At 72.2% G+C, this 24,255-nt stretch carries 18 protein-coding genes and 1 pseudogene; 15 read left to right on the forward strand and 4 right to left on the reverse strand.

The features are described from left to right. The first annotated feature begins 6 nt into the window (after window positions 1–6). Window positions 7–828, forward strand: a complete 822-nt coding sequence (locus ABGB11_RS25930; protein WP_347636682.1) for a DUF1206 domain-containing protein — start codon at window positions 7–9, stop codon at window positions 826–828. On the opposite strand, the gene ABGB11_RS25935 is transcribed toward ABGB11_RS25930, so the two are convergent. Further along, window positions 816–1,955: a DUF695 domain-containing protein gene (locus ABGB11_RS25935; RefSeq protein WP_347636684.1), complete on the reverse strand. Its 1,140-nt coding sequence runs from the start codon at window positions 1,953–1,955 to the stop codon at window positions 816–818. The two genes, ABGB11_RS25930 and ABGB11_RS25935, sit on opposite strands and share 13 nt — an antisense overlap. 67 nt (window positions 1,956–2,022) lie before the next feature. On the opposite strand from ABGB11_RS25935, the gene mnmA reads away from it, so the two are divergent. From mnmA to ABGB11_RS25960, 5 genes are all read left to right on the forward strand, one after another. Beyond that, window positions 2,023–3,111: a tRNA 2-thiouridine(34) synthase MnmA gene (gene mnmA, locus ABGB11_RS25940; RefSeq protein WP_347636685.1), complete on the forward strand. Its 1,089-nt coding sequence runs from the start codon at window positions 2,023–2,025 to the stop codon at window positions 3,109–3,111. Window positions 3,112–3,342: 231 nt separating this feature from the next. Further along, window positions 3,343–4,161 (forward strand): LLM class F420-dependent oxidoreductase, encoded by an 819-nt coding sequence (locus tag ABGB11_RS25945; RefSeq protein WP_347636687.1) that lies wholly within the window; start codon window positions 3,343–3,345, stop codon window positions 4,159–4,161. Between the two features lie 24 nt (window positions 4,162–4,185). Next, window positions 4,186–5,187, forward strand: coding sequence for a methionine synthase (locus ABGB11_RS25950; RefSeq protein ID WP_347636688.1), 1,002 nt, complete (start codon window positions 4,186–4,188; stop codon window positions 5,185–5,187). Between the two features lie 52 nt (window positions 5,188–5,239). Then, window positions 5,240–7,405 carry an NAD-dependent DNA ligase LigA gene (ligA, locus tag ABGB11_RS25955; protein WP_347636689.1) on the forward strand — a complete coding sequence of 722 codons (2,166 nt, stop codon included), beginning with the start codon at window positions 5,240–5,242 and terminating at the stop codon, window positions 7,403–7,405. Window positions 7,406–7,661: 256 nt separating this feature from the next. Beyond that, window positions 7,662–9,785 carry a bifunctional diguanylate cyclase/phosphodiesterase gene (locus ABGB11_RS25960; RefSeq protein WP_347636691.1) on the forward strand — a complete coding sequence of 708 codons (2,124 nt, stop codon included), beginning with the start codon at window positions 7,662–7,664 and terminating at the stop codon, window positions 9,783–9,785. 3 nt (window positions 9,786–9,788) lie between these two features. Here the strand turns inward: ABGB11_RS25960 and ABGB11_RS25965 are convergent, their stop codons facing one another. Next, the gene (locus ABGB11_RS25965; RefSeq protein ID WP_347636693.1) at window positions 9,789–10,028 is read right to left on the reverse strand and encodes a DUF6458 family protein; all 240 of its coding nucleotides are present in this window, start codon (window positions 10,026–10,028) and stop codon (window positions 9,789–9,791) included. A 196-nt stretch (window positions 10,029–10,224) separates the two neighbouring features. On the opposite strand from ABGB11_RS25965, the gene gatC reads away from it, so the two are divergent. The 5 genes from gatC (at window position 10,225) to gatB (ending at window position 15,398) form a co-directional block, all read left to right on the forward strand. Beyond that, window positions 10,225–10,524, forward strand: a complete 300-nt coding sequence (gatC, locus tag ABGB11_RS25970) for an Asp-tRNA(Asn)/Glu-tRNA(Gln) amidotransferase subunit GatC (protein WP_347636694.1) — start codon at window positions 10,225–10,227, stop codon at window positions 10,522–10,524. Between the two features lie 93 nt (window positions 10,525–10,617). Continuing rightward, window positions 10,618–12,105, forward strand: a complete 1,488-nt coding sequence (gatA, locus tag ABGB11_RS25975) for an Asp-tRNA(Asn)/Glu-tRNA(Gln) amidotransferase subunit GatA (protein WP_347636890.1) — start codon at window positions 10,618–10,620, stop codon at window positions 12,103–12,105. A 25-nt stretch (window positions 12,106–12,130) separates the two neighbouring features. After that, window positions 12,131–13,300 (forward strand): AAA family ATPase, encoded by a 1,170-nt coding sequence (locus ABGB11_RS25980; RefSeq protein ID WP_347636696.1) that lies wholly within the window; start codon window positions 12,131–12,133, stop codon window positions 13,298–13,300. A 23-nt stretch (window positions 13,301–13,323) separates the two neighbouring features. After that, window positions 13,324–13,899 (forward strand): hypothetical protein, encoded by a 576-nt coding sequence (locus ABGB11_RS25985; protein WP_347636697.1) that lies wholly within the window; start codon window positions 13,324–13,326, stop codon window positions 13,897–13,899. Window positions 13,900–13,913: 14 nt separating this feature from the next. Then, the gene (gatB, locus tag ABGB11_RS25990; RefSeq protein ID WP_347636698.1) at window positions 13,914–15,398 is read left to right on the forward strand and encodes an Asp-tRNA(Asn)/Glu-tRNA(Gln) amidotransferase subunit GatB; all 1,485 of its coding nucleotides are present in this window, start codon (window positions 13,914–13,916) and stop codon (window positions 15,396–15,398) included. A 39-nt stretch (window positions 15,399–15,437) separates the two neighbouring features. Here gatB and ABGB11_RS25995 read toward each other — a convergent pair whose 3' ends face one another. Then, window positions 15,438–16,556, reverse strand: coding sequence for a PQQ-dependent sugar dehydrogenase (locus ABGB11_RS25995; RefSeq protein WP_347636700.1), 1,119 nt, complete (start codon window positions 16,554–16,556; stop codon window positions 15,438–15,440). Window positions 16,557–16,964: 408 nt separating this feature from the next. Between ABGB11_RS25995 and ABGB11_RS26000 the strand changes: the two genes are divergently transcribed. From ABGB11_RS26000 to ilvC, 4 genes and pseudogenes are all read left to right on the forward strand, one after another. Beyond that, entirely contained in the window at window positions 16,965–19,790 is a 2,826-nt protein-coding gene (locus tag ABGB11_RS26000; RefSeq protein WP_347636701.1) for an EAL domain-containing protein, read from the forward strand. A 218-nt stretch (window positions 19,791–20,008) separates the two neighbouring features. Next, window positions 20,009–21,775: pseudogene (locus tag ABGB11_RS26005) on the forward strand (acetolactate synthase large subunit); the annotation flags it as partial. Window positions 21,776–21,780: 5 nt separating this feature from the next. Further along, a complete protein-coding gene (gene ilvN / locus ABGB11_RS26010) occupies window positions 21,781–22,305 on the forward strand; it encodes an acetolactate synthase small subunit (protein ID WP_021595476.1) in 525 nt (174 codons plus the stop codon). 73 nt (window positions 22,306–22,378) lie between these two features. After that, the gene (ilvC, locus tag ABGB11_RS26015) at window positions 22,379–23,362 is read left to right on the forward strand and encodes a ketol-acid reductoisomerase (RefSeq protein WP_347636703.1); all 984 of its coding nucleotides are present in this window, start codon (window positions 22,379–22,381) and stop codon (window positions 23,360–23,362) included. A gap of 74 nt (window positions 23,363–23,436) precedes the next feature. Here ilvC and ABGB11_RS26020 read toward each other — a convergent pair whose 3' ends face one another. After that, the gene (locus ABGB11_RS26020; protein ID WP_347636704.1) at window positions 23,437–24,225 is read right to left on the reverse strand and encodes a hypothetical protein; all 789 of its coding nucleotides are present in this window, start codon (window positions 24,223–24,225) and stop codon (window positions 23,437–23,439) included. Between the last annotated feature and the right edge of the window lie 30 nt (window positions 24,226–24,255).

A 24,255-nucleotide genomic window follows, 5' to 3' on the forward strand; every position in this document is an offset into this window, starting at 1 on the left:
ACGGACGTGAGCGACGGAATCAAGCAGGCGGCGGGACATCCCTGGTTCCACCACATGTCGCGCGTGGGGCTGGTCGCGCGCGGCGCCCTCTACCTCCTGATCGGCTGGCTGGCCCTCCAGGTCGCCTTCGGCGGCGGGCAGGAGGCCGACCGGAAGGGCGCGCTGCAGGAGGTCGCCGAGAAACCCGGCGGCGGCGTCATCGTCTGGCTGATGGCGGTGGGCTTCGCCGCCCTCGCTCTCTGGCAGTGCGCCGAGGCCGTGTACGGGCGTCCCGTCCCGGACGGCGACAAGCCCACCAAGCGCCTCGCGTCCGCCGCGCGCGGCGTCGTCTACACGGCCGGGTTCGCGGCGACCCTCGCGTTCGCGTTCGGCTACCAGGGCCGGTCGAGCGACCAGCAGTCCAAGACCATCACGGCGCGGCTGATGGGCGAGCCCGGCGGCCGGTGGCTCGTCCTGGCGGTCGCGGCGGGCTTCGTGGTGTGGGGCGGCGTCGTGATCGTGCAGGCCGTCCGCCGCACGTTCATGGAGGAGCTCCGGAGGGGCGAGATGGGCCGCGTCGCGCGCCGCTCCGTCCAGCCGCTCGGGGTCGTCGGCAACGGCGCCCGCGGCCTCGTCGGGGCCGCCGTCGGCGCGTTCCTCGCCTACGCGGCCATCACCTTCCAGCCGGACAAGGCCCAGGGCCTCGACGGCACCCTGCGCGAGTTCGCCGACACCCCCGCGGGCCCCTGGGGCCTGGTCGCGGTGGCCTTCGGCGTCCTCACCTTCGGCCTCTACAGCTTCTGCGAGGCCCGCTACCGCAAGGTCGACACGACCCGTCAGGGCTGGTAGGGCGCGAGGGCCTTCCAGCCGGGGTCACTGGTCGAGGCGACCTTGGCCTTGCCCTCCGGCCATCCCGCGGCGAGCTGGTCGAGCTCGGAGATGACGCCGGAGTCGGGGTCGGCGTACAGATGGAAGACGCGCAGCCCGTCGCCCGTCTCCTGGACGGCGAGGACCGCCCGGTCGCCGAGCTTGGTCAGCTTCTTCTCGAAGGCGCGCAGGGCGCCCGCCGACGGTTCGACGGGGAGCCGGTCGGGATTGCTGTTGGCGTACGGGACGGTGATCGCCACATGCAGGTCGCAGAGCGGGTAGTCCTGCCGGTGCAGCGGGAACCGGGCGCCGAGCCGGGCGGGATGGCCGCGCGGGGTGCGGCCCTCGCCGGTCAGCCAGGCGGGCTCGGCGAACGGCTCGGCCACCTGCTCGACCACCGCGGCGAGCATCGACGGCGGCAGCGCGTCGATCGGCGCCTCCGTCGCGATGGTGACCTCGCCCACCCAGCGGGCCACGTCGTCCTCGCCGAGCGCCCAGTGCAGGACGTTCAACGCCACCTGGAGCTGCTGCTCCTCGGCGACGAACAGGAAGTCGGGGTGGTAGGCGGTGATGTGCACGCGGGCGCGGTCGGCGTCGGCGCGCATGCCGAGCCGGACGTACTCCAGGTCGAACTCGTGGTCGCCGAGGACGAGGTCCTGGGAGAGCATCTCCGGGTCGGGCTGGCGCGCCGGGTGGAAGGTCCACCCGCCCGCCGCCGCCCCGGCCGGCGCGGCGCGCGCCCAGCGCTCGGTCAGGCCGCGCAGCTCGGGGTCGCCGCCGCCGGTCACGGTCAGCGACGGGGACCGGTCGTCGGCGCCGCCGATCTCCCACTGCAGCCCGGGGTGGATCTTGTGGACGCGGTGGGACAGCTCGCCGATCGTGTCCGCGGACAGGCCCTCGCCCGGCACGATGGCCTCGCCCGGCACGGTGGCCTCGTCCGACACGGTGGCCTCGTCCGACACGGTGGCCTCGCCCGGCGCGGCCTCCTCCGGACCGGCGGCCAGCGACGCCTCGATCGTCGGGCGGGCCTGCGCCCACCACTCCCAGAATTCGCTGATGGCGGGCGGTACGACGGCGGACGCCTCGCGCGGACGGCGGAAGATTCCCATAGCGGCCCCAATCGTACGCGGAAATGACGCCGGGGGACCGGGCCACGCCGCGTACGCTCGAAGGACTATGACTCTGCGCGTTCTTGCCGCCATGTCCGGCGGCGTCGACTCCGCCGTGGCCGCCGCCCGCGCCGCCGAGGCCGGGCACGACGTCACCGGCGTCCACATGGCCCTGTCCAGCAACCCCCGGTCCTACCGGACGGGCGCGCGGGGGTGCTGCACCCTGGAGGACTCCCGGGACGCGCGCCGCGCCGCCGACGTGATCGGCATCCCGTTCTACGTGTGGGACCTCGCCGAGCGCTTCCACCGGGACGTGGTGGAGGACTTCGTCAGCGAGTACGCGGCGGGCCGCACCCCGAACCCGTGCCTGCGCTGCAACGAGAAGATCAAGTTCGCCGCGCTGCTGGACCGCGCGATGGCGCTCGGCTTCGACGCCGTCTGCACCGGCCACTACGCGCGGCTGGACGCCTCCGGCCCGGTCCCCGTCCTGCGCCGCGGCGTCGACGCGGGCAAGGACCAGTCGTACGTGCTCGCCGTGTGCACGCCCGAGCAGCTCGCGCACGCGCTGTTCCCGCTCGGCGACACCGCCAAGGCCGACATCCGGCGGGAGGCCGAGCGGCGGGGCCTCCAGGTCGCCGACAAGCCCGACAGCCACGACATCTGCTTCATCGCCGACGGCGACACGCGCGGCTTCCTGGCCGAGCGGCTCGGGTCGGCGCCCGGCCCCATCGTCGACACCGACGGCAACGAGGTCGGCGAGCACGACGGCGCCTACGCCTACACGATCGGCCAGCGCAAGGGCCTGCGCCTCGGCACGCCCGCGCCGGACGGGCGCCCGCGCTACGTCCTCGACATCTCGCCGGTGTCGAACACCGTGACGGTGGGGCCTCGGGAGTCGCTGGACGTCCACGAGATCACCGGCGAGCGTCCGGTCTGGCTGAGCGAGCCGCCCGGCGGCCCGTTCGGCTGCCAGGTCCAGCTCCGCGCGCACGGCGAGGTCTACGACTGCACGGCCGAGCAGGTCGGCGACGAGCTCCGCATCACCCTGGCCGCCCCCGCCCGCGGCGTGGCGCCGGGGCAGGCGGCCGTCCTCTACAGCGGCGACCGCGTCCTCGCGTCTTCAACGATCGCCGACACCACCTGCGTCAGGGCCTGACGAGGGGTGAACGCGGCGCGATCACTCGGCCTTCGATCTCGTCTTGCAGACCCCGACCTCGACTGTCGACGACCGTTGACGTTGCGATCGCGTGCGAAGCCGGGTTCGAGCTTGCGAGAACCTGATCGCGCAGCGAGCCTCTAGGCGAGCCGGAGCGATGCAGCGATCGCCGTAGTGCCCGCCGAAGGAGGACCCCCAGGGCCCGACGCCAAGGGCGCTACAGTAAGCACAGTGAAGTTCGGTATCTCGACCTTTGTGACGGATGACGGGATCGCCCCGGGGGCGCTCGGGCGGGCGCTGGAGGAGCGCGGGTTCGAGTCGCTGTACCTGGCCGAGCACACGCACATCCCGGTGAAGCGGGAGACGCCGTGGCCGGGCGGGGCCGAGCTGCCGCGGCACTACTACCGGACCCTCGACCCGTTCGTCGCGCTGACCGCCGCCGCGGCGACGACGGAGCGTCTGCGCGTCGGGACGGGCATCGCGCTGGTCGTCCAGCGGGACCCGATCCTGCTGGCCAAGGAGGTCGCCTCGCTCGACCTGGTCTCCGGCGGGCGGGCCGCGCTCGGCGTCGGCGCGGGCTGGAACCGGGAGGAGATGCGCAACCACGGCACCGACCCCACGACCCGGATGCGCCTGCTTCGCGAGCGGGTGCTGGCCGTCAAGGAGCTGTGGACGAAGGACGAGGCGGAGTTCCACGGCGAGTTCGTCGACTTCGACCCGGTGTTCTCCTACCCCAAGCCCGTCCAGGATCCGCATCCTCCCGTGCTGGTCGGCGGGGCGGGCCCGACGACGTTCGACCGGGTCGTGGAGTTCGGCGACGCCTGGATGCCGATCTACGGGCGCGGCACCGACCGGCTCGCGGCGCAGATCGCCGAGCTGCGCGAGCGGGCCGGCCGGCGCGTGCCGGTCACGGTCTTCGCGACGCCGCCGAAGCGGGAGGCGGTCGCCGGCCTGGAGGAGGCGGGCGTCGACGAGGTGCTGTTCAACCTGCCGACCGAGCCCGAGGACGACACGCTCCGCGTCCTGGACCGGCTCGCGGAACTGGCGTGATCGCGCGCCGATAGGGTTCTGCGCGTGACCGACTACCCCTGGCAGCCCGGGACGGCGACCGGCGTCGGGTCGTATCCCGGCGAGGACCCGGCCGAGGCGCTGCGGATCGTCCTCGGCGAGCTGCCCGGCCTGCCGCACCTGCCGGAACTGCCCGCGCGCGGCCCCGGCGCGGACCTGGCGGGCCGGACGGCCGGGCTGCTGATCGACATGCCGGTGCACCTGGAGCCGTCGGGCTGGCGGTTCTCCGACCGCCCGGGGCGCGACACCCTCCGCTCGCGCGACCACCTGGCCCGGGACCTGGACGTCCTGGAGGAGGTCGCGGGCGGCCACGACGGGCCGTTCAAGATCCAGGTGTGCGGGCCGTGGACGCTGGCGGCGTCGATCGAGCTGCGGCACGGCGACCGGGCGCTCAAGGACCCGGGCGCCGTCCGCGACCTGGCCGCGTCCCTTGCCGAGGGCGTCGCCGCGCACGTCGCCGGCGTCCGGCGCCGGCTGCCCGCCGCGACGATCGTCCTGCAGCTGGACGAGCCGGGCCTGCCCGCCGTCCTCGCCGGGACGGTCCCGACCGCCAGCGGCTTCTCCCGGCTCCGGGCGATCGAGGAACCGGTCGCCGAGGAGACGCTGCGCAGGGTCATCGAGGCGGCGGAGGCGTACCCCGTCGTCCACTGCTGCGCCCGGGACGTCCCGTACGGGCTGCTGCGCGGGGCGGGCGCGAAGGCCATCTCCGTCGATCTGCGGATGGTGCCGAGACGCGACGACGACGCGGTGGGGGAGGCGATCGACGCGGGCACGGGCCTGTTCCTCGGCGCGGTTCCGGCGACCGACGCCGCCCTGCCGTCCCTCCGGGCGACCGCCGAGCCGGTGCAGGACCTCTGGCGGCGGCTCGGTTTCCCGGCCGCGCACCTGGGGCGGCAGGTCGTGATCACGCCCGCGTGCGGGATGGCGGGGGCGTCGCCGCGGTACGTCCGCCAGGCGCTGGAACGCTGCCGGGAGACGGCCGGGATGCTTTACGAAGCGGCCGACTGAGCGGGGTGTGGCGGGCGGTCGTATTGTCGGCCCCGTTGGCGACAATGGGGGCATGACCATGAGCGACGTTCCCGCCGAGGCGCGGCAGCGGCACCTGGAGCTGAGCGAGGAGCTGGAGGACGCCAACTACCGGTACTACGTCCTCGACCAGCCGACGCTCAGCGATGCCGACTACGACCGGCGGATGCGGGAGATCCGCGAGCTGGAGGAGCGGTACCCCGAGCTCGTCACCCCCGACTCGCCGACGCAGAAGGTCGGCGCGCCGATCGTCACCGACTTCGCGACCGTCCAGCACCTGGAGCGGATGCAGAGCCTCGACAACGCGATGAGCGCCGACGAGCTCCGCGCGTGGGACGAGCGGGTGGTCAAGGAGGTCGGCACGGTCGCCGGCTACCTGTGCGAGCCCAAGATCGACGGCCTGGCGATCGCGCTGACGTACGAGAAGGGGCGGCTGGTCCGCGCGGTCACCCGCGGCGACGGGCGCACCGGCGAGGACGTCACGAACAACGTCCGCACGATCTCCGACGTCCCCGGCAGGCTGTCCGGCGACGGCTGGCCGGACGTGCTGGAGGTCCGCGGCGAGGTCTTCCTCCCCGTCGAGGGGTTCGAGCAGGTCAACGCGGCGCAGGTCGAGGCCGGCAAGGACCCGTTCGCCAACCCGCGCAACGCCGCGGCCGGGTCGCTGCGGCAGAAGGACCCGCGGGTCACCGCGCACCGGCCGCTCGGCATGCTCGTCCACGGGTTCGGCGCGTGGCGCGGCGGGAAGCAGCCGGAGAGCCAGTCGGGCGCGTACGAGCTGATGCGCGGCTGGGGCCTGCCGGTCAGCGACCGCTACAAGGTCGTCGACGGGCTGGACGCCGTCCAGGAGTACATCGCCGAGTACGGCGAGAACCGGCACGGCACCGCCTACGAGATCGACGGCGTCGTCGTCAAGGTCGACCAGTTCTCGCTGCAGCGGCGGCTCGGCTCGACCAGCCGGGCGCCGCGCTGGGCGATCGCGTGGAAGTACCCGCCCGAGGAGGTCAACACCAAGCTCCTCGACATCAAGGTCGGCGTGGGACGCACCGGGCGCATCACCCCGTACGGCGTGATGGAGCCGGTGAAGGTCGCCGGGTCCACGGTCGACCGGGCGACGCTGCACAACGCGGGCGAGGTCGAGCGCAAGGGCGTGCTGGTCGGCGACACGGTCGTGCTGCGCAAGGCCGGCGACGTCATCCCGGAGATCGTCGCGCCGGTCACCGCGCTGCGGGACGGCTCCGAGCGCGAGTTCCAGATGCCCTCCCACTGCCCCGAGTGCGGCACCGAACTGGCGTACGAGAAGGAGGGCGACGCCGACATCCGGTGCCCGAACGCGCAGTACTGCCCCGGGCAGCTGCGCGAGCGGGTGTACTTCGTCGCGAGCCGCAACGCCCTCGACATCGAGGCGCTCGGCTACGTCGGGGCGACCGCGCTCACGCAGCCGCTGGAGCCGGCCGACCCGCCGGTCAAGAACGAGGGCGACCTGTTCCACCTGACCGTCGAGCAGCTCCTGCCGATCCGCAGCGTCGTGCTCGACCCCAAGACCGGCACCGCCAAGATCGATCCCAAGACCGGCGAGCCCAAGATCGTCTCGTTCTTCGCCACCAAGGACGGCGAGCCGAAGAAGACGGTCGAGATCCTCTTCGACGAGCTGGAGAAGGCCAAGCGGCAGCCGCTGTGGCGGGTGCTGGTGGCCCTGTCGATCCGGCACGTGGGGCCGTCCGCCGCGCGCGACCTCGCCCGCGAGATGCGCTCGATGGACGCGATCGCGGAGGCGACCGAGGAGGAGCTCGCCGCGGTCGACGGCGTCGGGCCGACGATCGCCGCGTCGATCAAGAACTGGTTCGCCGTCGACTGGCACCGGGAGATCGTCGACAAGTGGCGGGCCGCGGGCGTCCGGATGGAGGACGAGGGCGCCGCGGGCCCGCGCCCGCTGGAGGGCGTCAGCGTGGTGATCACCGGCTCCCTGGAGGGGTACAGCCGGGACTCGGCGACCGAGGCGGTGCAGCGCCTCGGCGGCAAGGTGTCCGGGTCGGTGTCGAAGAAGACGGGCTTCGTGGTCGTGGGCGACAGTCCCGGGTCCAAATACGACAAGGCCGTCAAACTAGGCGTACCGGTCCTGGAGGAGGAGGGCTTCCGCGTCCTGCTGTCCGAAGGGCCGGATGCGGCCAAAAACGTGACTATGCGCGCCGACGGATAACACGGTGTGCTTTCGGGGGTTGCGACCAGGGTTGCGTTACTCAGGGGTACACTTCAACTACCCAACGGCGAGGGATGGGTGCGGAATGGGCATAACGGAACGTACGCAACCGGTTTCGCGAAGTTGAGCAAAGGCCGTACTCTCCCTCTCATCACGACCCACACCTGAATCGCCGGACGTCGCACCCGGGGGGCGTCCCCCGAGGTCGGGGGCGTCCGGTGCCGGGGGACGGCCCCCCGAACCCCCCGAGGATGTGATGAAGGACCCGAACAACACGCGGAACACGGCGCCACGCCGTGGCTCCCCGTTGTGGACGTACTTCCTCGTCGTCATCCTGCTCGGCGTCGCCGCCGGCGCCACCGCCTTCTTCGGGCTGGGCCGCGCCGACCTCGACGCGCTCGTCAGCACGCCGGTCTTCTGGATCCTCGGCGGCTTCATCATCTTCGGCGAGCTGCGCCCGATCATCACGCCCGGCTCCACCGAGAACAACGGCGCCACGACCTCCACCACGTTCTCGTTCGCCGCGCTGCTGTACGCCGGCCTGCCCGTCGCCGCCGCCCTGCAGGCCATCGCCGTGATCACCTGCGGGATCCTGCGCGGCCGCGCCCCGCACCGCATCGCCTTCAACGCCGCGCAGTACACCCTCAGCCTCGCCGCCGCCCAGCTCGTCCTCGCGCTCTTCGGCGACCTCGCCACCCCGTCCGACCGCTGGGTGCCGGACGGCTCCGACCTGCCCGCGATCGCGCTCGCCGGCGCCGTCTACTTCGCCTGCAACGACACCCTCGTCGGCGCCGCCGTCGCCCTGCACTCGCGCGTCCCGCTCCTCAAGGCGCTCCGCTGGGACCTCGCCTACCAGGTCCTCGTCCACCTGGCGCTGCTCGGCCTCGCCCCCCTCATGGTCGTCGCGATGGACCGGTCGGCCCTCTTCGTGCCGCTGATCGTCCTGCCGTTCATCGCCGTCTACATGAACGCGTCCGTCTCCGTCCGCCGCGAGCACCAGGCCCTGCACGACGGGCTGACCGGCCTGCCGAACCGCAAGCTGCTGATCGTCCGCACCGAGGAGGCGCTCGCCGAGGCGCGGGGCGCGGAGAAACGCGGCGCCGACCGCCGCCGCCCGCGCGCCGCCGGCCTGGCCTCCCGCCGCCGCAGGACCGCCGAGCCGCCGAGCCACCGGGCCGGGCTGTTCCTGCTCGACCTCGACCGGTTCAAGGAGGTCAACGACACCCTCGGCCACCCCACCGGCGACCGGCTGCTGCAGCTCGTCGCGCACCGGCTCACCCACAGCGTCCGCCCCGGCGACCTCGTGGCGCGGCTCGGCGGCGACGAGTTCGCGGTGCTGCTGCCCACCGTCCGGGACGAGGCCGCCGCCCGCGAGGTCGCCGCCCGGCTGCGCGCCGCGCTCAGCGAACCCGTCCGGCTGGACGGCATGTCCTTCGACCTGGAGGGCAGCGTCGGCATCGCGCTGTTCCCCGACCACGCGCCCGACTTCGAGCTGCTCCTCCAGCGCGCCGACGTCGCCATGTACAACGCCAAGGAGGCCCGCTCCGGCGTCGAGATCTACTCGCCCACCAAGGACCGCAACTCCCCGGCCCGCCTCAGCATGCTCGGCGACCTGCGCCGCGCCATCGACCGCTCCGAGCTGGAGCTGTTCTACCAGCCCAAGGTCGCGCTGCGGGACGGCCACCTCGTCGGCATGGAGGCCCTGCTGCGTTGGCGCCACCCCGACAAGGGCGTCCTCGAACCCGAGGCGTTCCTGTCGATCGCCGAGCAGACCTACCTGATGCGCTCGATCACCCACTACGTCGTCGAGGCCGCGCTCACCCAGACCGCCGCCTGGTGGCGCGAGGACCTCGCCGTCCAGGTCGCGGTGAACGCCTCCGGCCGCGACCTGCTCGACACCGGCCTCACCGAGACGATCGAGGAGGGCCTGCTCGCCCGCGGCCTGCCCGCCGCCGCGCTCCAGCTGGAGATCACCGAGCGGATCCTGATGAACGAGCCCGCCTACGCCTCCGACACCGTCGGCGCCCTCGCCGACCTCGGCATCCCGCTCAGCCTCGACGACTTCGGCACCGGCTACTCCTCGCTCGTCCGGCTCAAGCGCCTCCCGGTCGAGGAGATCAAGATCGACGCGTCGTTCGTGCAGCGCCTCGGCGACTCGCCCGACGACGCCGTCATCGTCCGCTCCATCGTCGACCTCGTCCGCACCCTCGGCCTCCGCTCGGTCGCCGAGGGCGTCGAAGACCCCGCCACCGCCGACGCCCTCCGCGAGATGGGCTGCGACGCCGCCCAGGGCTGGCACTTCGGCCGCCCCATGGACGCCGACACCGCCACCAAATGGCTCCGCCGCCAGGCAAGAAGGGCCCCCGAACCGGCCGCGTAGTCGTCAGTAGGGGCGGCGGTCCTCGTAGTAGTGCTCTTCGTGGACGGGTGGGGGTGCGGGGCGGCGGTCCACGGTGCGGCGGGCGGACATGATCCGGAACAGGCCGATGACCAGGCCGATCAGGCCGCCGACCATCAGGATCACACCGACCAGCCGGAGGTCGATGCCGCTCAGGTCGTAGTTGACTGCATAAGCCAGGATCGCGCCGATGATGATCAGGGCGATGCTGCCGCCGATGGTCACGGCGGTCTCCTCTCGTCGTCCCTGGGTGGACGACCAGAGGGTTCCCCACCAGGTGAAGCTAAACAATCCTTGGGAATTCCTGGGGGTTCGCCTGGCGGTGGCGGCGGCTTGCCGGGGTGGTAAATCGGTCGGGCGGAGCGGGTGCGGCCCATAGGATGGCCGGGAACCCACTTCATCGCAGGAACGGTTTCTCATCATGTCCGCCATCACCCGTGACGAGGTGTCGCATCTCGCCCGGCTGTCCCGGCTGGCGCTCGGCGACGATGAGCTCGACCATCTCGCCGCCCAGCTCGACCAGATCATCTCCGCGGTCGCGCGGGTGCAGGAGGTCGCGGCGGAGGACATCCCGCCGACCTCGCACGCCCTGCCGCTGACCAACGTCTACCGCCCGGACGAGGTGCGGCCGTGCCTCACCCCGGAGCAGGCCCTCTCCGGCGCGCCCGCCGCGGAGGAGCAGCGCTTCCGGGTGCCGCGGATCTTGGACGAGGAGGCCTGACCGGTGACCGGAACGGAGCGCAGCGGAGTGCAGGGCACCGGTCAGGCGGCACGTGCCGGGGGGTCTGGGGGGTCGTCCCCCCAGCAGGTCACGGTGAGCGAGCTGGTCGGGAAGAGCGCGGCGGAGCTTGGAGAGCTGCTCGGCGGCGGCGAGGTGTCGGCGGTCGAGGTCACCGAGGCGCACCTGGACCGCATCGCCGCGGTGGACGGGCAGGTCAACGCGTTCCTGCACGTCGACCGCGAGACGGCGCTGGCGCAGGCGCGGAAGGTGGACGAGCGGCGCGCGGCGGGGGAGGAGCTCGGCCCGCTGGCCGGCGTCCCCGTCGCGCACAAGGACGTGTTCACCACGACGGACATGCCCACCACCGCCGGATCGAAGATCCTTGAGGGGTGGCGCCCCCCGTACGACGCGACCGTCACGGCGCGGCTGCGGGCGGCCGGGCTGGTCATCCTCGGCAAGACGAACATGGACGAGTTCGCGATGGGCTCGTCCACGGAGAACAGCGCCTACTTCACGTCCCGCAACCCGTGGGACCTGGAGCGGGTTCCGGGCGGGTCGTCCGGCGGGTCGTCGGCGGCGGTGGCCTCGTACCAGGCGCCGCTGTCCACGGGCACCGACACCGGAGGCTCCATCCGGCAGCCCGCCGCCGTCACCGGCATCGTCGGGATGAAGCCGACCTACGGCGGCTCGTCCCGCTACGGGGTGATCGCCTTCGCGTCGTCGCTCGACACGCCGGGCCCGTTCGCCCGGAACGTGCTCGACGCGGCGCTGCTGCACGAGGCGTTCAGCGGCCACGACCCGATGGACTCCACCTCGGTGCCCGAGGCCGTCCCGCCGGTCGTGGAGGCCGCCCGCCACGCCGACGTCAACGGCCTGCGCGTCGGCGTCGTGAAGGAGTTCGCCGGCGAGGGCTACGAGGCGGGCGTCTCCGCCCGGTTCGCCGAGGCGGTCGAGCTGCTGGAGTCGCTCGGCGCGAAGGTCGTCGAGGTCTCCTGCCCGCACTTCACCTACGCGCTGCCCGCCTACTACCTGATCGCGCCGTCGGAGTGCTCGTCCAACCTGGCCCGCTTCGACGCGATGCGGTACGGGCTGCGCGTCGGCGACGACGGCACCCGCAGCGCCGAGGAGGTCATGGCGCTGACCCGGGCCGAGGGCTTCGGCGCGGAGGTCAAGCGGCGCATCATGCTCGGCACGTACGCGCTGTCGTCCGGCTACTACGACGCCTACTACGGCAAGGCGCAGCAGGTCCGCACCCTGATCAAGCGCGACTTCGAGGCGGCGTTCGAGCAGGTGGACGTGCTGGTCTCGCCGACCACGCCGACCACCGCGTTCCCCATCGGCGAGCGCGCCGACGACCCGATCGCGATGTACCTCGCCGACCTGTGCACGATCCCGGCCAACCTCACCGGCAACGCCGCGATCTCCGTGCCGTGCGGGCTGTCCGACGGCCTGCCCGTCGGGCTGCAGGTCATGGCACCCGTCCTCGGCGACGACCGCGCCTACCGCGTCGGCGCCGCCGTCGAACGCGCCCTCGAAGACCGCTGGGGCGGTCCCCTGCTGGCGAAGGCCCCGGCCCTCTAGGCGACCACGGAACGGCGGTACGTCAGTGCTCACTCGGATCGAGATCGACGGCTTCAAGTCCTTCCTGGACTTCGAGCTGGACGTCCCGCCGTTCCTCGCCCTCGTCGGCCCCAACGCCAGCGGCAAGTCCAACCTCTTCGACGCGATCCAGTACATGCGGGATGCCTTGGCGTCCCCGTTCGAGGCGCTCCTGGCCTCACGCAGGGGTCGTCCGCAGGAACTCTTTCATCGGGACGTGGACGGCAGCCCCGTGGACGAGTTCACGGTCATAACGCGTCACCTGCTGAACCTGCCGGACGGAATCGCGGGGGTCGACGTCGCGGACGGAGCACGGCTGAGGGCCGGGGTGCCTGCGGCCAAGACCCCGTACCGGCAGGCTTTGGATCTGGACACGGAAGTTGGTTTGCCCGAGGCGGTGCGGGCGCTAGCTTCCCGGGAAGTCGGCGATGCCTTCGCCGTCGGCGACGGTCTCAGAGTCAAGGACGTCGTTGACGCAGCTGGAGCCGAGATCTTCCAGGTTCGCCAATATGTGACCGAACCGTCGGCGATGAGGGCCGTCGCGAGCAGGGCCGATGTACGGCCGCTGCTGACCGATGGCGGCAACCTTGCCGCTGTGCTCGGCCGGATGAGTTCGTCCGAGGAGCTGGACGATCTCATGGTCGATCTCGCGGCTCTGGTACCGGATGTGCGGGAGATCAGGACCGAACTGGACGAGAAGCGCCAGGAGTGGTCGTTCGATCTCGTCTTCGAGGGGCAGGGGAGCGTCCCCAGCACTCTGCTGTCGGACGGGACGCTGCGCATCCTCGGCCTCCTTGCCGCGCTGCACGACCCGGATCATTCCGGGGTCCTGATGGTGGAGGAGATCGAGAACGGGCTTCATCCGGGGCGGCTGGCCGAACTGCTGCGGCGGATCCAGGAGCGGGTGACCGACCTCAACGACCCCGAGTCGCTGGCGCGGCCGTTGCGGCAGGTCATCATCACCAGTCACTCGCCCGTGGTGGTTTCCGAGCTGTACAGGACGCGGCCCGAGTCGCTGGTGTTCATGGACACGGCGGTCCGTGTCGATCCGGACAAGGAGCGAGTGTCCCGCGTCACCGTGGCCAAGCCCGTCCGAGACGAGGGCGAACCGGGAACATTCGTGTCACCTCGGCAGGTGCGGAAGTATCTCGGCACCGTTAGACAGGACGAGCTGTGAGCCGTCCACTGGTCCCCGGGCTCGTGGCGGAGAACACCACCGACGAACAGTTCCTCGGCGCGGTAGTGTTCCGCCAGCTCAGAGCGTTGACAGAAAAGGGAACTCGGCACGTCGTGGACGTCGGCAAGACTGAGATCGGCGAGTGCTGGACGATCAAGGACGCCGACCGGGTCTGCCGGGCAGTGGTGGAGTTGGCAGAGGAGTGCCACCTGATCTGCGTCCACAACGACCACAACGAGCGCGGCAAGGCCGAGAAGATCGTGGAGGTGCTGCGCGAGCGGGGCCTGACCACGCCGGTGATCCCGCTCGTGCCGGTGCGCGAGACGGAGGCGTGGCTGCTCGCCGACCGCGAGGTCTGGGCCGGGCTCCGCGGAAGCGATACCTCCGTCCTGCCCGTGCGCCCGCGCGATGTCGAGAAGATTCACGACCCGAAGCCCGTGCTGGACGCAGTGCGCCCCGGGAGCGGCCGGCGCTCGCGGGCCGACTACTTCGATTACATAGGACAGAACGTCGATCTCGACGTGCTCGCGCAGATACCGGCGTACGCCGCGTGGGTGGCCGAGACGGAAGAGGCGTTGAAGGGACTGGGATACCTGTGAGCGTGGAAACGCCGATGAAGTACGACGAGGCGCTGGCGCGGTTCGAGCCGGTGCTGGGGATCGAGACGCACATCGAGCTCGGCACCGCGTCGAAGATGTTCTGCGGGTGCCGGACGGAGTTCGGGGCGGAGCCGAACACGCAGGTGTGCCCGGTGTGCCTGGGGCTGCCGGGGGCGCTGCCCGTCACCAACCACGCCGCGATCGAGGGCATCATCAAGATCGGCCTCGCGCTGAACTGCGACATCGTGGAGTGGTGTAGGTTCGCCCGGAAGAACTACTTCTATCCGGACATGCCGAAGAACTTTCAGATCTCCCAGTACGACGAGCCGCTCTGCGTCGACGGCCACCTGGACGTCGAGGTCGACGGTGAGACGTACCGGATCGAGATCGAGCGCGTCCACATGGAGGAGGACACCGGCAAGTCGCTGCACGTCGGCGGCGCGACCGGGCGCATCCACGGCGCCGAGTACTCGCTGGTCGACTACAACCGGGCCGGCATCCCGCTGGTGGAGATCGTCACCAGGCCCATCGCGGCGACCGGTGACCGGGCGCCGCTGGTGGCGCGGGCCTACGCGACGGAGCTGCGCGAGCTGGTCCGCTCCCTCGGCGTGTCGGACGTCCGCATGGAGCAGGGCTCGATGCGCTGCGACGTGAACGTGTCGCTGATGCCGCGCGGTGCGGGGGAGTGGGGCACTCGGACCGAGACCAAGAACGTCAACTCGCTGCGGTCGGTCGAGCGGGCCGTCCGGTCGGAGATCGAGCGGCAGGCGGGCGTGCTTGCCGCCGGCGGGCGCGTGGTTCAGGAGACCCGCCACTTCCACGAGGACACCGGCACCACCACCAGCGGGCGCAGCAAGGAGGAGGCGCAGGACTACCGCTACTTCCCCGAGCCCGACCTGGTGCCGATGGCGCCGTCGCGGGAGTGGGTGGAGGAGCTGCGCGCGTCGCTGCCGGAGCTGCCGGCCGCGCGGCGCCGCCGCATCCAGGCGGAGTGGAACCTGTCCGACCTGGAGCTGCGGGACGTCGTCAACGCCGGCGCCGTCGACCTCATCGAGGCGACGGTCGCGCAGGGCACCGACGCGGCGGCGGCCCGGAAGTGGTGGATGAACGAGCTGTCCCGCCGCGCCACCGAGCAGGGCGTCGAGCTGGCCGACCTGCCGATCACGCCGGAGCAGGTCGCCCGGGTGCAGGCGATGATCACCGCCGGGGAGCTGAACGACAAGCTGGCCCGCACGGTGTTCGAGGCCGTGCTCGCCGGGGAGGGCACCCCGGACGAGGTCGTCGCGAAGCGCGGTCTGAAGATCGTCAGCGACGACGGCGAGCTGAACTCGATCATCGACGAGGTGATCGCCGGCAACGCGGACGTGGCCGACAAGGTCCGCGCCGGGAAGGTCGCCGCCGCCGGGGCGCTGGTCGGGGCCGTGATGAAGGCCACCCGCGGCCAGGCCGACGCCGGCCGGGCCCGCGAGCTCATCCTGGAGAAGCTCGGCGCGTCGTGACGCGTGCCGCCGTCCCGTGGCACGCCACGGGACGGCGGGTCAGCGCGGCTGGATGCTGAGGATGCGGTCGTCGTCGGCGGCGGGGTCGCCGCGGCCGTCCTCGTTGCTGGTGGTGAACCAGAGGGACTTGTCCGGCGCCTGGACGACGGCGCGCAGCCGCCCGTACTCGGACTCGAAGTGGGCGACGGGACGTCCCACCTTGCCGTCGGCGAGGGGGACCTCCCAGAGCCGTTCGCCGCGGAGGGCCGCCGCCCACAGCGAGCCGCCCGCGTAGGCGAGGCCGGACGGGGACGCCTGGTCGGTCGTCCAGGTCAGGAGGGGATCGGTGAAGCCCTTCTTCTCGCCGATGCCCTCGACCTCCGGCCAGCCGTAGTTCTTGCCCTTCTGGATCAGGTTGACCTCGTCGAACCGGTTCTGGCCGAACTCGGTGGCGTAGAGGCGGCCCTTGCCGTCCCAGGCGAGGCCCTGGACGTTGCGGTGCCCGTACGTCCAGACGCGGGAGCCGAAGGGGTTGCCGGGCGCGGGCGCGCCGCCCGGGGTGACGCGGAGGATCTTGCCGCCGAGGGAGCCCTTGTCCTGCGCCTGGCCGGTGTCTCCGGTCTCTCCGGTGGTGATGTACAGCATCTTGTCCGGGCCGAACGCGAGCCGCCCGCCGTTGTGGATGCCGCCCTTCGGGATGCCGGTGACGATCGGGTCCGGGGTACCGAGACGGCCGTCATAGGTGGCGCGGACGACACGGTTGTCGGACGCCGCCGTGAAGTACAGGTAGACGAGACGGTCGGTGGAGTACGACGGGGACACCGCCACGCCGAGCAGGCCGCCCTCACCCTGCGCTTCCACGCCCGGCACCGTCCCGACCACGGTCTTCTGCCCGGACGGCGACACGCGCACCAGCCGGGCGGTGTCGCGCTCGGTCACCAGGGCGTCGCCGCCCGGCAGGAACGCCACCGCCCACGGCACCTTCAGATCGCCCGCGACGGTGCGCGGCTTGCCCGGCCCGCCGGTCCCCGTCGCCGGCGATGTGCTGGACGAGAGCGGCGCCGGGGTACGGCCCCCTTCACCGCCGTCGCCGCCGGACGTCGAGGACGAGCAGGCCGCGAGGAGCAGTGCGGCCGAGGCCAGGGCGGCCGGGACGAGGATGGTCGTGTGCTGTCGCATGAGCGCCTCCCGTAGGTAGTACGGATCCGGGAGGCCTCCCGTTCCCGGTCACTGAGCGTGACCCCGGGCGCGGAGCGCAATCCGTGACGATCCACTTTCGGACGTCCCAAAACGGATTCGCGACTAGGTCGTTCGTCGCCGGGAGGACGCTGAGCCTCAATCGCTCCGTGACCTACCGAACGTACAGTGAGCGACACGGTGATCCCGTTGTGCAGCAGTGTCGCTGATCTTCGGCAGGCGAGGCCGGCGCGCTCGCCGCCGGTCCGCGCCGATCCCGCGCGGGCACGGTCCGCGACCTTCCGGCCGTCACCCGTACGGCGAAGGTCCTCGGCCCGACTCTTTCCCCCGGCGTGACGTGGCGTCCGCGGGGCCGATTCGCTCCACCGGGGCAGGAAGGGACACGGCGAGATGAGCGGCGACTACGCGAGGCGGATACCGCCGCGTGCGCTGCCGGTCGCCATGGCCGCGGTCGTCGGGGTGCTGTACGCCACCGGCTCGCTGCTCGGCTGGGGCGGCCGCGCCTTCATCGCCTGGGCCGAGGTGGGCGCCGCCGGCGCCGCCGCGGTCTCGCTGCTGCTGTCGTCGCGGATGCCCGACGGCGTCCCGGCCGACGGCGCCGGGAGCCCGGGCGGGATCTGGCGCGCCTCCTGGCGGTGGTTCGGGATCGCCGCCGCGTCCTGGTTCGTCGGCGCACTCGGCAGTGCCCTGTCCGACGGGCACGTCCGCAGCGCCCTGTCGCTGTCGGTGCCCGACCTGTTCTACCTGGTCGCGCTGGGCGCGCTGGTCACCGGACTGGTCGCCCCGATCAGGCTGCCCCGGGACGCGGGGACGTGGCTGCGCTACGCCGCCGACACCTACGTCTGCGCCTGCGCGCTGTTCGTGCTCGGCTGGGTCGCGCTGTTCGGAGGCCTCTACCACCGGTCGGGGGAGGCGCCGTCGGAGTTCCTGCTGGAACTGCTGTACCCGCTGATCGACATCGTGTTCGTCTGCGGCGCGCTGCCGTTCGTCCTCGGCGCCGCGCGCGGGCACCGCCGCCTCGCCTGGATGGGGTACGGCGCGCTGACCGCCATCGCGGTCGCCGACCTCGTGACCACGTTCGTCCGGCTGGACGGCGGCGGCCCGTCCGACGACCCGTCCGACATCCTGCGCCTCGCCGGGCTGCTGCTCCTGCTGCTGGTGCCGTGGACGGGCCCGGCCGCCGAGCCGGACCTGCCCGTCGACGACATCCCGCCCGACGTCGAGGTCGCCGGCGAGCAGTGCGGCCGGATGATCGGGCCCGGCATCGCGCCCGCCGCGGTGGCCGCCGCGGCGGCCCTGTTCATCGCGGGCCACTCGCTCACCGGCCACAACGGCCTGGAGCCCGGCATCTCGATCGCCGCGGGCTCGGCCGCGCTGGTGCTGATCGGGCGGCTCGCCGGGCTGCTGCGGGAGAACGAGGCGCTGCGCCGGGCCGTCGGCACCGGCGAGGAGCACTTCCGCGCGCTGTCGGAGAGCATCAACGACGCGGTGCTGATCTGCGACCTGGACGCCACCGTCCGGTACGCGAGCGCGGGCGCCCTGCGGACCTACCACTACACGGCCGACGAGCTGCTCGGCCGCCCGCTGAACGAGATCATCCACCCGGAGGACCTGCCGCGCGTCCAGGACGTGTTCACCGAGTTCCTCGACGAGCAGGCCGACGACGTCGGCCCGCAGGACGCGCTGCGCGTGTCGTGCCGGCTCCGCGCGGCCGACGGGACGTGGGTGCCGACCGAGTCGACGATCTCCCGGTACAGCGGGTCGGACGGGGCGCCGTCCCGGCTGCTGGTCACGACCCGCGACCTGAGCGAGCAGGCGGCGCTGCAGCGCCAGGTCGCGCACCTGACGTTCCACGACGGGCTCACGGGCCTGCCGAACCGGTCCTACTTCGAGGAGCGCACCCGCGAGGTGCTGTCGCGGCAGCCGTCCGGCGGCCGCGCCGCGGTGGTGTTCGTCGACCTGGACGGGTTCACCGCGGTGAACGACTCCGACGGGCACGCGGCCGGCGACCAGGTGCTCGCGCAGGCGGCCCGGCGGCTGCGCGCGACCGTCCAGTCCGACGACACGGTGGCGCGGTGGGGCGGCGACGAGTTCGCCGTCCTGGTCCAGCTGCCGCCGGACGACGGTGAGACGCGCGCCACAGTCGAACTGGCCGGTCGGCTCCTGCGCGTGCTTTCGGTCGACCCTTACCAGGTCGGCAGCAAGCACATCGTGCTGACGGCGAGTGTCGGCATCGCGTTCGCCGGGGACGAGGAGCGGCCGGACGCCGGGGCCGACGCGGGGCGCCGCATCCGCCGCAGCGCCGCCGACCTGATGCGCAACGGCGACCTCGCCATGGCCCGCGCCAAGGAGCTCGGCGGCGGGCGGGTCGAGGTGTTCGCGCCGCACATGCACGCCGACGTCGTCCGGCGCCTGGAGCTGGGCAGCGACCTGCAGGCCGCGCTCGCCGAGGAGCAGTTCTCCGTCGAGTTCCAGCCGGTGGTCGACCTGTCGACGTCCCGGGTGACCGGGGTGGAGGCGCTGCTGCGCTGGCGGCGGGACGGCGAGGCGGTGCCGCCGGAGGAGTTCATCGGCCCGGCGGAGGAGTCCGGCCTGATGATCCCGCTCGGCGACTGGGTGCTGCGGGAGGCGTGCCGGGAGGTCGCCCGGTGGCGCGGCGACGCGTGGGACGTCGGCCTGTCGGTCAACTTCACCGCCCGGCAGATCGCCGCGCCCCGGTTCGTGGAGTCGGTCGCGGCGGCGCTGGCCGAGACCGGGCTGCCGCCGCAGGCGCTCACGCTGGAGGTGCGCGAGGAGGTCCTGGTCGAGGACGCGGGCCAGAACGTGGCCCGGCTGTCGGAGCTGCGCGACCTCGGCGTCCGGCTCGCCATCGACGACTTCGGCACCGGGTACGCCTCGCTCGCCTACCTCGGGCAGCTGCCCGTCGACGTCATCAAGATCGACCCGTCGTTCGTTGCGGGGCTCGGCTCGGACGACACGCTGACGCTGCTCACCCGGACGATCGTGCGGCTCGGCAGCGACCTCGGGCTGACCGTGGTGGCGGAAGGCATCGAGCGGCCCGAGCAGCTGGAGCTGCTGCGCGAGATGGGCTGCCCGCGCGGCCAGGGGTTCCTCGTGGCGCGCCCGATGGAGGCCAGGCGGGTCGAGTCGCTGGTCCGGACGAACCTCGCCGGGCGGGACCGTCCGGGCGACGTCGCGCTGCCGCTGCCCGGCTGACCGCCCCGACACGGCGTCTCGACATTTGAGACAATGCGTCCAAGGATTTGACCGGCGGGCGCACATCGGCGAAAGTAAGGCTCGTGCAGAGCACCTTCACCATCATCGTAGTACTTGGTCGGCGCGCAGGCTGACCAAGCTTTACGTCCTGCGCGCCTCCCCTCGACCGCTTCCCGGCGGCGGGGGTTTTTTGTTGCCCGGCGAGCCAGACTCACTCCCCAAGGAACCGCAGAATCATGACGACCGAACAGATGACGGGAGCCCAGGCGCTGGTCCGCGCCCTGGAGAACGTCGGCGTCGACACGGTGTTCGGCATCCCGGGTGGCGCGATCCTCCCGGCCTACGACCCGCTGTTCGACTCCGCGAAGCTGCGCCACATCCTCGTCCGGCACGAGCAGGGCGCCGGCCACGCCGCCCAGGGCTACGCGATGGTGACCGGCAAGGTGGGCGTGTGCATGGCCACCAGCGGGCCCGGCGCGACCAACCTCGTCACCGCGATCTCCGACGCCTACATGGACTCGGTGCCGCTGGTGGCGATCACCGGGCAGGTCGCGTCCTCCCTCATCGGGACGGACGGCTTCCAGGAGGCCGACATCGCCGGCATCACGATGCCGATCACCAAGCACAACTTCCTGGTCACCAAGGCCGGGGACATCGCCCGCACGATCGCCGAGGCGTTCCACATCGCCGGCACCGGGCGGCCGGGCCCCGTGCTGGTCGACATCGCCAAGGACGCTCTGCAGGCCACGGTCGCGTTCGAGTGGCCCGTCCCGCTTCAGCTCCCCGGGTACCGGCCCGTCACCCGGCCGCACTCCAAGCAGGTCCGCGAGGCGGCACGGCTGATCGTCCAGGCGCAGCGCCCGGTGCTGTACGTCGGCGGCGGGGTGCTGAAGGCCGGCGCGTCCGCCGAGCTGAAGGTGCTCACCGAGCTGACCGGCGCGCCCGTCGTCACCACGCTGATGGCCAAGGGCGCGCTGCCCGACAGCCACCCGCAGCACATGGGCATGCCGGGCATGCACGGCGCGGTCGGCGCGGTGGGCGCCCTGCAGCGCGCCGACCTGCTGGTCACGCTCGGCGCCCGGTTCGACGACCGCGTCACCGGGAAGCTGGACGGGTTCGCGCCGGGCGCCAAGGTCGTGCACGCCGACATCGACCCGGCGGAGATCTCCAAGAACCGGCACGCGGACGTGCCGATCGTCGGGGACGCCCGAGAGGTCATCGCCGATCTGATCGTCGCCGTGCAGAACGAGCACGAGGCGGGCCGCAGGGGCGACTACACCGACTGGTGGCGGCAGCTCGAAGCATGGCGCGAGACATACCCGCTGGGCTACGACACGCCCGGCGACGGCTCGCTGTCCCCGCAGTACGTCATCGAGCGGATCGGGCAGATCGCCGGTCCGGACGCCTACTACGTCGCGGGCGTCGGCCAGCACCAGATGTGGGCAGCCCAGTTCATCAAGTACGAGCGTCCCGGCGCGTTCCTGAACTCCGGCGGCGCCGGGACGATGGGGTACGCCGTCCCGGCGGCGATGGGCGCCAAGGTCGGCGCGGGCGACACCACCGTCTGGGCGATCGACGGCGACGGCTGCTTCCAGATGACCAACCAGGAGCTCGCGACCTGCGCGATCGAGGGCATCCCGGTCAAGATCGCCGTGATCAACAACGGCAACCTCGGCATGGTCCGGCAGTGGCAGACGCTCTTCTACAACGGGCGCTACTCCAACACCGACCTGCACTCGGCCAAGCGGATCCCCGACTTCGTCAAGCTCGCCGAGGCGTACGGTTGTGTCGGCCTGCGCTGCGAGAAGGCCGAGGACGTCGACGAGGTCATCGCCAAGGCCATGGAGATCAACGACGCGCCCGTCGTGATCGACTTCGTCGTGCACCAGGACGCCATGGTGTGGCCGATGGTCGCGGCCGGCACCACCAACGACGACATCAAGATCGCGCGGGACCTGGCGCCCGACTGGGAGAACGGAGACTGACCCCGATGAGCCTGCACACCCTCTCGGTGCTGGTGGAGAACAAGCCCGGCATCCTGGCTCGGGTCGCGGCGCTGTTCTCCCGGCGCGGTTTCAACATCGAGTCCCTCGCGGTCGGCACCACCGAGCATCCGGAGATCTCCCGGATGACGATCGTGGTGAACGTCGCCGACCTGCCCCTGGAGCAGGTCACCAAGCAGCTCAACAAGCTGATCAACGTGCTGAAGATCGTCGAGCTGGACCCGTCGGCGTCCGTCCAGCGCGAGCTGGTGCTGGTCAAGGTGCGCGCCGACGCCGAGACGCGGTCGCAGGTCCTGGAGACGGTGACGCTGTTCCGTGCCAAGGTGGTGGACGTCGCGCCGGACGCCGTCACCATCGAGGCGACCGGCAACCGCGACAAGCTGGACGCGTTCATCAGGGTCCTGGAGCCGTTCGGCATCAAGGAGCTGGTGCAGTCGGGCATGGTGGCCATCGGCCGCGGCGCCCGGTCCATCACCGACCGCTCGCTGCGGGCCATCGAGCGCAGCGCCTGACCCCGCCACGTACGGCCGCCCCGCGGGCGACACGAAACCCATATCAACGAAAGGCAACAGCACTGTGGCTGAGATGTTCTACGACGACGCCGCCGACCTGAGCGTCATCCAGGGCCGGCACGTGGCGGTCATCGGCTACGGCAGCCAGGGGCACGCGCACGCGCTCTCGCTGCGCGACTCCGGCGTCGACGTGCGGGTCGGGCTCCGCGAGGGGTCGGCCAGCCGGGAGAAGGCGGAGTCGGAGGGCCTGCGCGTGGTCACCCCGGCGGAGGCGGCCGAGGAGGCCGACCTCATCATGCTGCTGGCCCCCGACCACCACCACCGGGAGATCTTCGAGAAGGACATCAAGCCCGCCCTCGTCGAGGGCGACGCGCTGTTCTTCGGGCACGGGTTCAGCATCCGCTACGACCTCGTCCAGCCGCCGGAGGGCGTGGACGTGGCGATGGTCGCGCCGAAGGGGCCGGGGCACCTCGTCCGGCGCCAGTTCGTCGCCGGGCGCGGCGTGCCGGTGATCGTGGCCGTGGAGAAGGACCCGTCCGGCAACGCCTGGCCGCTGGCCCTGTCCTACGCCAAGGCCATCGGCGGCCTGCGCGCGGGCGGCATCAAGACCACCTTCACCGAGGAGACCGAGACCGACCTGTTCGGCGAGCAGTCGGTGCTGTGCGGCGGCGTCTCCGAGCTCATCAAGACCGGGTTCGAGGTGCTGACCGAGGCCGGCTACCAGCCGGAGGTGGCCTACTTCGAGGTCCTGCACGAGATGAAGCTGATCGTCGACCTGATGTACGAGGGCGGCGTCTCCAAGATGTACTGGTCGGTGTCCGACAACGCCGAGTACGGCGGCTACAGCCGCGGCCCGCGCGTGATCACGCCGGAGACCAAGGCCGCGATGAAGAAGATCCTCGGCGAGATCCAGTCCGGCCAGTACGCCAAGGAGCTGGTGGACGAGTTCGAGGGCGGCCAGAAGCAGTTCCAGCAGTACCGCGAGGAGCTGGCCGCGCACCCGATCGAGAAGACGGGCGCCGAGCTGCGCCCGATGATGAGCTGGCTCAACGACTGAGCTCGTTCTTCCAGGCGGCGCGGGTCCCGGGGCGGGTCCCGCGCCGTCGTGCTTTCGAGCTCCGCCGTGCTCTGTCAGCGGCGGAGGGCGCGGAGGATCCGGGCGCCGAGTGAGGCGGGGGGCGGCGGCTCGGCGACGACGAGGGCCAGGTGGCCGCCCTTGGTGAAGTAGACGGCGACGTCCTTCGGCCCGGCCGTCCGCCGCTGCGGCGCCGTCCGCACCCCGCCGGCGCGCATGGAGCCGAAGCGGGCCTCGCGGGTCACGCCGAGGGCGGTCGCGGTCACGTGCACGTCCCAGCGCCCCGGCTCGATGGCGGCGGGGTCGGCGACGGCCTCGAACCGCCCGGCGCCGCCGTCGCGGGGGTCGGCGGGGAAGCCGTGCTCCTTGCCGGACGTCCGCTCCCGCAGGATGACGTCGACGGCGGTGCGGTTCGTCTCGACGCGCTGGAGCCTGGCGGAGCCGCGGATGCGCACCTTCCTGCCCTGCCAGGCGACCGACTCCAGCCGGTGGTCGACGCCGACCTCGGTGGTGATGTCGGCGTCCTGGCGGGGGACGCCGCGCAGGTAGGGGTACATCGCGTAGATCCGGCCGCCGACCACGACCGCGCCCGCCGGGCTGCCCTCGACCTCGTCGCGGATCAGCCGCTCCAGCTCCTCGCGCAGGCCGTGCTGGATGCAGAACGCCCGGAGCCGCGCGGACGCGGGCATGGCGGCGCGGGCGGCGTCGCTCAGGCCCTCCTCGCCGAGGACGCGGCGGGTGCCCTCGACGAGGCGGTCCCGCTGGTGCCGGTCGAGGCTCAGGTAGCGGTGGTCGTACACGCGCAGGACGTCGCGCAGGACGCTGATGGTGCTGTCCGAGCTCACGGGTCATCTCCTGATCGGCCGGGGACATCG

Origin of the sequence: Actinomadura sp. B10D3, assembly GCF_039871695.1 — a bacterium.
In the GTDB taxonomy this organism is placed as follows: Bacteria; Actinomycetota; Actinomycetes; order Streptosporangiales; family Streptosporangiaceae; genus Spirillospora; species Spirillospora madurae.